Source organism: Methanobacterium spitsbergense (assembly GCF_019931065.1).
Lineage (GTDB): Archaea > Methanobacteriota > Methanobacteria > Methanobacteriales > Methanobacteriaceae > Methanobacterium_B > Methanobacterium_B spitsbergense.
This window is the reverse complement of sequence record NZ_JAIOUQ010000001.1, coordinates 127,592-135,647: the sequence shown is the minus strand read 5'-3', so window position 1 is coordinate 135,647 and position 8,056 is coordinate 127,592. Positions and strand designations below refer to the sequence as shown.

Here is an 8,056-nt window from a genome sequence, read left to right as displayed (position 1 = left end):
GTTATTTGTGAAAGTACTGTTATCAACAGTCAAAGTACCATCATTGTAGATAGCACCACCATAACCATTCGGTGCAGTGTTATTTGTGAAAGTACTGTCTGTTACAGTCACAGTACCAGCATAATTATTGTAGATAGCACCACCAGAATTTGCGGTGTTACTGGTGAAAGTACTGTCGTTTACAGTCACAGTACCATCATAATTGTAGATAGCACCACCATTAGAATTTGCGGGGTTACTGGTGAAAGTACTATTATTTATCACAGTACTTTCATAATTGGCGATAGCACCACCATAAGATGCAGTGTTACTGGTGAAAGTACTGTTGTTTACAGTCACACTACCATAATTGCAGATAGCACCACCATAATATGCAGTGTTACTGGTGAAAGTACTGTTGTTTACTGTCAAAGTACCATCATTATTGTAGATAGCACCACCAGAATTTGCGGTGTTACTGGTGAAAGTACTGTTGTTTACTGTCAAAGTACCACCATTATTGTAGATAGCACCACCCTGATCTGACTGTGTGTCAGTTAGTGTTATGTTGTTGATTGTAACATATATTCCACTATACATTTTGAATATCCAGTTGGCGCAGGTTCCGTTTATTATGGTATCTGTTTGACTTTCTCCATTAATAGTCATGTTTTTATCAATGGTGATTCCTGTGTTGTTTATTCCTTGGTATTGTTCATTGGCTATGTATATTTGTCCGTTGGTGTTTACTGTTCCTGTTGCGTTTTTTATTGAATATTTCGGGCCGATTATACCTGATTGATATGTTGCAGATTCACCATTCCAATCATCGTTTCCCAGTGTACTATTTCCATTAACATAAATAGTATCTCCCGGAACAGCTGAAACATTACCCATACCCAAAGCAAAAATAACAGCTAATAGGGTTATTAAAACTGCAAAAATAATTAAATTATGATCATTTATTGAAAATTTATTTTGTCCTATAAATCTTTCCACCCCCATCCCAAAAAAGTTTTTTTTTAACAAAAAAAAATTTATTTACCTTCCTTTGATCTTTTTACAATATGGACTATTAATATATTTTTGTTTAATAACAACCAAATAAAAGAAAATACGATAAATATTACAGAAAACGTAGAAATGTATAAAGAATCTATCATCACAAACGATACTTTTAATTTTATGAAACTAATAACATGAATTTAAAAAATATGCCTTTAAAAAAGTTGTAGAATTGGGTTTAGAAACTGTTCCTTCATTTTATAAATTGTTAAAAGACTCTAATCCTAAGGCCAGATATAGGATGATAGAAGCATCTGAGTGTTACTTGGATACACATCTATCCACTAGAAGTAGGAGTATTAATGCCGAACTTGTTACATCCTAACAATAAAAAAAGAGTTAGAATTTTAATCAAAGTTGAGATGGATCGTATAGAAACATTAGATCCTTTATGATTAGTCTAGTATCCATGTCATATGCACGCCAAAGCAATCAAAGACATCGCAGGCAACAACCTAGCAGCCACATACACTTCAGATTCAAAACAGGAGCATAAACTTACTTCTTTTTTTTCTTTTATTTATTTTAATATTCTGCTCTTGAAAAATGGTTATAACCATAACTAAAAAGTAATCGGATATAATTTGATGAAAATAAATTCTTATAAGTATTATCAAATAAATTTATTTAATCATTTGTTTCCTAGATTGTTGATACATTGTTGGTATGAATCTTTAATAGATTGAGAATCAACGTTAATGTCCTTTAAAATATCTAAATTGTAAATATTTCCTTGAGCATTCTTATGAACAGGATCACAAATCGTATGATTCTGGGGCATATGTACAGGATCACAAATTACCGGGTCAGTGACCATTTTATAAAGGGCATAAATAATTATTAAAGAGATTATTCCAGATAGAACTGCAATGAAAATTTTAAGATTTTTATTTTCTATGTAATTATCAATTGAACAGCCTAAAATATAGCTTAAAATGAAACCCAAAAAAATGCTGATTATAAATATAGGATCATTTAGAATAATTGAAGAGAAATAGAGGAATACCTTGGAATATGCATAAGTAGGGCCTAAAATAACTATGATTACAGTTAAACATGGAATAAACAACATTAAACACAAGAAGATCTTGAACTTATTGGGATAAAGAACCATTTTGATATCAACCATAGTTAACCAACCCTCATCTAATCCAACCTTAATTCATAATATAATATTATATTTCTTTATATGACTAATTTTTAATAAGATATTAATTCTAAATCCTAAATATTTTACTCAATGTCTGTGAATTTTGAAAGTACCCCACTAAACCCTGATTTTGGAACTTTTGCTCTACTAATTGGAACCTCAACATTTTATCTGATAATTTATCAACCTTTCTATTTAAACTTAAATAAAATTTTTCCATTTCATTGTAGAGTAAGTTAATTTCACCATCAATTTCTATATCTGCTGTAATCTCATATATTTTGAGCAGTTTTTCAATTGTAAATGCATTGGATTTTGTGATAATATCCAATGTTTCGTTTGCTAATTTTCGGGACATTCTACCGGGATAAAATCGTTTAAGCAACTGGGCACGATATGAGAGTGCAATTAAATGATGTGAAAAATCAGGGTAGGGCGAATTTTCACGATAAAAGGTCAAAGAATTGATTCTAAACATCTTCTCTACCTCCTGATCTTCAATGGTATAATCCCATTGAGGCCATTCACCCCTTAAAAGTCCCTTTCTCCTTACAAGCTTTTCTAAGGGAGAACCTGCAACAATTTCAGCCCTTCCAAAATCAAAGGCTTTATCCAAATTTTTATTCATGAAGCAGATGTTATCATTGATTTCAACTAGGTTGGCTTTAGGATGGAAGATAAGCAGATTAAATGTCAACGAAATAGGATACTTATCCAGTAATTCGAGTGAATCATATATTTCATCAAGATTTGAACCTCTTGCAAGTGCCTTTAACCCGCTTTCACTTGCATTTTCAACACCGAGGAATATTCCAACAGTGCCCATTTCCACAAGAGAATTTACCATATTTTCATGCAATGAGTCGGGACGGGTCTTTATCATGATAGCTATCTCGTCAACCCCCACTCCTCTATCTTTAAGGGCTTTTTTTAATAAATTAACCCTTTTTAAAGATTTTTTTTTTGAGGGTAAGAGGAAGTTATCATCATGGAACTGAAATAATTTCACTCCTTGATGGTGATACAATTGCGCCATTTCCTTTGCAACATTTTCTGGAGTTCTAATGGCGTATTTAGTTCCTTTCTTAGGGGTGTGAAATGCACCAATACAACAATAAAGACATTTAGAATAGAAACAACCCCGGCTGGTGACTAAGGTTGCAAACTTCTCACCTAATCTAAATTGAGGTTTTTTATTACGCATAGGAAATGGTAATACATCTAGATCAGGAAATTCAGGTTTTAAATGGTTTTCTACTACCTTTCCATCTTCATAATTTTTATATAACAAGTTAGGAATATCTGATAAATCTTTTCCATTCATAAGACAATCCATTAGCATGGATATTGGTTTTTCACCTTCAAAACGGATTAAAGAGTCTACATATTCATTTTCTAATATTTTCTGGTATTCGAAGGTGGGAAAATGGCCTCCAACAGTTACATGAATTTCGGGTTTGATTTCTTTTATTTGTTGGATAATTGCAAAGAACATGAATGCCAAGGATTGGAAAGCCATAGAAACTATTACCATGTCAGGATCCCAGCTTTTAACCTTTGATAATATTCGGGAAAAGTCATTATATCCTGAACAGGAAATTACTGTGATTTCATGCCCTTCAAACTTTAAAATCGCTGCTAAATACCTTATTGCCAAGTTTTCTTCGTCTTCAGCACCAATTAGAATAGCTTTTCCTTTTTTATTCATAATGTTTCTTAAACTGAGTTAAATAGACATTTAAATAAAAATTTTGTATCATTTTAGATTCATTTAACTTCGGGATTATTAAACTAGTGAAGTTAACAAAATATTTGATTCTAAACTGAATTTTGGTGTTATTTATAGGTTCCATATCCACAGGAACTACAGGATCCCTGAGCCCAAGAAGTTCCATGGAAAGTGTATCGTCCACAGTTTGGACAGTTAAGTATCCCATCATTGTCCCCATACCCACATTCCGAACATCTGGTACCTTTATACCATGGGTAGTGCCCACAATTTAGACAGTCTTGTGCAGCAGCTTTCACTGTGTTGCCCCCGCCTGATGAAGAGCCATCACTATTATTTTGGACTATCACCGTAGTGTTTGGTGTTGTGTTGTTATTGTTGTTTTCCCACGGCAAGGGTATAGTACATCCAGAAGACATAATTACCACTGAAACAATTATTAACAGAATTATATATATTCTCATATACATTTCCCCCCAACTATATATCTTAAATTCTCATTTATACTATTATTAGATTATGTTTTGTTTTAATATTTATTTTTTATGATAGATCTCCTTTTAAGTGTTATTTTATTGATAAAAATTATTTATATTATGACTGACACAAATTAGTATCACAAATTTAAACTTCACAAACTACCAATTATTGAGTAAAATAAGCCTTAAACAAACTAGATAGCGAAATATATTTTTTGAATTCAAACATTAACACATAATATCTTTTTTTTCTCTAATATTTTTTAGTTTCTACTAATGATTATACCTGAATCATACTTGTAGAGGTGATACGTAACAGGAAGGATTCAACAAGAATTTATTAAGTAATCAATAGGTTAAAATAGACCAGATGAGGTGAAAGTAAAAATCCATTTAATGCAATAATAAAACAGACAGTAAAATTGTTCACAGCTGCTGACACTGTGGACAGATGTAAGAGGATGTACTGCTTGTTTTTATCTTTTCAATGATGGTACTGCAAACAGGGCAGGGTTCTCCGTCTTTATAAGCCACCAGGAAATCTTCTGTGGTGTATCCTTCTTTGATTCCATAAAAATCCATTTCATATGCCAGACCACCTTTATCAAGGGCATTTTTCAAATTTTCCCTCATTATTTTGTAGATATCATTTATTTCTTCTGGTTTTAAAGTATTTGCTAATCTTTGAGGGTGTATTTTAGCTTTAAAGAGGATATCCTGTATATATACGTTTCCAATGCCGCCAATTTTTTTCTGGTTTAAAATAAGGTTTTTTATCTGGGAACGTCCCTTAATTAACTTGGTGAAATGTTCATTTGTGAAATTGGTATCCAAAGGAGAAAGTGCCATGTCCATGGTGGGTTTGTGTTCGTTTAACTCTTGAGTTGGAACAAATTCTACATGGCCAAACCACCAGAACCTGCAGGTAAATCCTGATTGGTCATTAAATTGAAAGTGGCATTGATACTTCTCAGGCAAATCTTCCCCTGCATTATAAAACAGAATATCAGCACCCATTCCAAGATTAAGCAAAAGATTAGAATTTCCAGATAACTCTAAAAATATCCATTTTCCCTTATTATATGCTCCGGTAACTTTTTTAGAGAGGATATTCTCAATAAAATCATTTTTTTCCATGTTTAAACTTTTTTCTTGGATTATTTCCACAGATTCAAATTCTTTACCCTTGAGTTCATGGGATATCTGCCTGGTTAATATCATAATTTCAGGTAGTTCTGCCATAAAATCCCCCTATTTTCAATGATTAAATAATTTAATCTACCCTCTCAATGTATTAATCATTTTCTAAGATCATCTTTATGTATTAGAATAATATATTTGCAGAGTTCAAATTAAGAAATAAATAAAAAATACCAATAAAGGGATTAAAAAATAAAAAAGGAGAAATTTAGGTCTGTTCCTTTCCAATGGTGCATGAATAGTAGATTACGTTAGGTCTGACGATTATATTGACTTTACATTTTCTTAGTTATTTTTCAACAAAATTGTCCCTTATTGTGTAGAACCCTATTTTAAGCATTATTTTACCCATTAGTTTTTTAAATATACTTATTTTTGTATCGTAGTAGTAATTTTCTAATTTATCGTAAAACTGGTAGTCTGCCTGCAGATATCCGTCTAAACGGCGTGACATTTCTTTAACTATTCTAAATCTCATGTAATCCATTAAACTTGGCTTTGGAAGCTCATAAGATTCAAGTGATTTATAGAAGATCTTTGCTGTTTTTTGGATCTTTTTAATATTTTTCATGTCTGAACTGGAGGTTTTGGGCCATGGTGGTGTTTCAATTCCAAGTTTGTCAACAATATTCATTCCCCATCCTCCTACAACTATCTCAATATAATTAAGGGTATGTACTGTTTTGATTCAATAAAATTACTATATCATACAAGTATACTAACGATTGTTCGTTAATTGTAATCATGCAGCATAGCATATAAAACTAACGTTCGTTCGTATAAAATTTAATGTTTTTATTGGCTAAAAATGAATACAAATTTGGTTATAACAATGGAAGTTTGGAGCAAAAATATAAAAAAAGAATTTTATTTCATTTTAAATAGGTCTTTATCAAGCCCACACAATGGACATACCCAGTCATCGGGTAAATCTTCAAAGGGTGTTCCTGGTGCTACTCCTTGATCTGGGTCTCCTACTTCGGGATTGTAGACATACTGACAGCCTGAACATTGATATTTTTTCATTTAACATCTCCCCAATTTTTTTTATTCCATACTTATTTATTGTAATTATTTTTATAAATTTTTTTTGGAAGAGTGTATGGTCTTTCTATAAATTTTAATATATTGTCCAAGATTTTTTTTATGAAAAGTTAATTAACCTTTAGGGGAATAATATTATTTTGAGGGGATTTTAAATGGATGAAGAATATAAAGAAGTCTTGAAAGTTCTATATGATTCATATAAGGAAAATCCAAAATATCAGGTAGATAATAACGATTTAAAAGAAAAATTAGATATTAAACCCGATGAATTAGTTGTTATCACGAATTATTTAGAAGGAGAAAGATATCTAACTATTGAGCCATATCTAGATGGTTTTGAAGTAAATATCCTTCCTCGTGGAATAAAATTAGTAGAAAAATGGAATAAAAAAGAGTAGGATATGGGTGTTTTATAAACCTGTCTTCTTCTACATATCAAATCTGCTACTTCTTTTTAATGATTTGAATGGGAATCATATAGTTTAATGATTTTAAGGGCATCTTGGATATATTGAAAATTATTCAGTTAAGCTAACACATAAACGAAGTAACAATTTACAAGGATTATAACAACGAAAACCGTTGCAACATTAAGTGTGGCTAGTTTTGTAGCTGGTATTTTAGCTATAGGTCTTTTAATTATTGCAACGATCCCCAAACTTAAAGAAATAACTGAAATGAGGGCGAGTATAAGAAAATTAATGCTTTGAGGAAATAGATTAGTTAATGATAAAACTATAAATGAAGTTGTGGTAAGTATTGCTAATATTCCAAGTAATTTAAAACTGAATTCACGTCCTTTAGATACTGTCCAAGTAATTTTATTGCCTAATTTATCCCCTTCCAGATCAGGAATTTCAACTCCTACAGTAAACATTAGTTGTAAAAACACAAAGGGTATTGAGAAAATTATGAATGGGAGATCAATTGTACCCATTACAACAAAATAACCCATTGCAGGCAGTATAAAGCCATTTATTGCATTTGCAAATTCTCCTAATCTACGATATGATAATTTAATGGGAGGAGCGGAATAAAACCATACTAGAGCGTTTCCAACTAATACGAACAAGAAGAATGAAATTGGATATGAATAAATAACCGTAAATAATGCCCCAATGATTATGGATATGATAATAAAAAATATTGCCAAATTTTTTGATATTCCTCTTAATTCGGGATTTTCAACTAGGATACCACTTCCACCTGTGAAGGTAGTAGGAGTACCAAAATGGTCGACTTCAAAATCAAAATAATCATTGGCATAATGGATAGCCATACTGGCCATAAACAGAATTAAATATCCCCAAATAAATTTAGATAAAACGAATTGTGCATTTAATAGAAGAGCAAACAGGGCTCCTATTAAAAAGTACATAAAAATACCAAAGGTGAACTGAGGTTTTC

10 protein-coding genes are annotated in these 8,056 nt (G+C 31.5%); 2 read left to right on the top strand and 8 right to left on the bottom strand.

The features are described from left to right. Window positions 1-978: right-handed parallel beta-helix repeat-containing protein (locus K8N75_RS14205; protein WP_223790241.1), on the bottom strand; the 978-nt coding region annotated here is incomplete at its 3' end. A 238-nt stretch (window positions 979-1,216) separates the two neighbouring features. On the opposite strand from K8N75_RS14205, the gene K8N75_RS00645 reads away from it, so the two are divergent. Next, window positions 1,217-1,369 carry a hypothetical protein gene (locus K8N75_RS00645; RefSeq protein ID WP_223790240.1) on the top strand — a complete coding sequence of 51 codons (153 nt, stop codon included), beginning with the start codon at window positions 1,217-1,219 and terminating at the stop codon, window positions 1,367-1,369. Window positions 1,370-1,675: 306 nt separating this feature from the next. On the opposite strand, the gene K8N75_RS00640 is transcribed toward K8N75_RS00645, so the two are convergent. From K8N75_RS00640 to rd, 6 genes are all read right to left on the bottom strand, one after another. Then, window positions 1,676-2,173, bottom strand: coding sequence for a hypothetical protein (locus tag K8N75_RS00640; protein ID WP_223790239.1), 498 nt, complete (start codon window positions 2,171-2,173; stop codon window positions 1,676-1,678). A gap of 88 nt (window positions 2,174-2,261) precedes the next feature. Beyond that, complete coding sequence (locus K8N75_RS00635) at window positions 2,262-3,902, bottom strand: B12-binding domain-containing radical SAM protein (protein WP_223790238.1); 1,641 nt, start codon at window positions 3,900-3,902, stop codon at window positions 2,262-2,264. Window positions 3,903-4,030: 128 nt separating this feature from the next. After that, window positions 4,031-4,387 (bottom strand): hypothetical protein, encoded by a 357-nt coding sequence (locus K8N75_RS00630; RefSeq protein WP_223790237.1) that lies wholly within the window; start codon window positions 4,385-4,387, stop codon window positions 4,031-4,033. A 441-nt stretch (window positions 4,388-4,828) separates the two neighbouring features. Further along, window positions 4,829-5,644 (bottom strand): Fpg/Nei family DNA glycosylase, encoded by an 816-nt coding sequence (locus K8N75_RS00625; RefSeq protein ID WP_223790236.1) that lies wholly within the window; start codon window positions 5,642-5,644, stop codon window positions 4,829-4,831. 247 nt (window positions 5,645-5,891) lie between these two features. After that, window positions 5,892-6,236 (bottom strand): hypothetical protein, encoded by a 345-nt coding sequence (locus K8N75_RS00620; protein WP_223790235.1) that lies wholly within the window; start codon window positions 6,234-6,236, stop codon window positions 5,892-5,894. 233 nt (window positions 6,237-6,469) lie between these two features. Beyond that, entirely contained in the window at window positions 6,470-6,628 is a 159-nt protein-coding gene (gene rd / locus K8N75_RS00615) for a rubredoxin (protein WP_223790234.1), read from the bottom strand. A gap of 173 nt (window positions 6,629-6,801) precedes the next feature. Here rd and K8N75_RS00610 point away from each other — a divergent pair, with 173 nt between their 5' ends. After that, a complete protein-coding gene (locus tag K8N75_RS00610) occupies window positions 6,802-7,047 on the top strand; it encodes a hypothetical protein (RefSeq protein WP_048190334.1) in 246 nt (81 codons plus the stop codon). Window positions 7,048-7,175: 128 nt separating this feature from the next. On the opposite strand, the gene K8N75_RS00605 is transcribed toward K8N75_RS00610, so the two are convergent. Next, window positions 7,176-8,027, bottom strand: coding sequence for a prenyltransferase (locus K8N75_RS00605; protein ID WP_223790233.1), 852 nt, complete (start codon window positions 8,025-8,027; stop codon window positions 7,176-7,178). Between the last annotated feature and the right edge of the window lie 29 nt (window positions 8,028-8,056).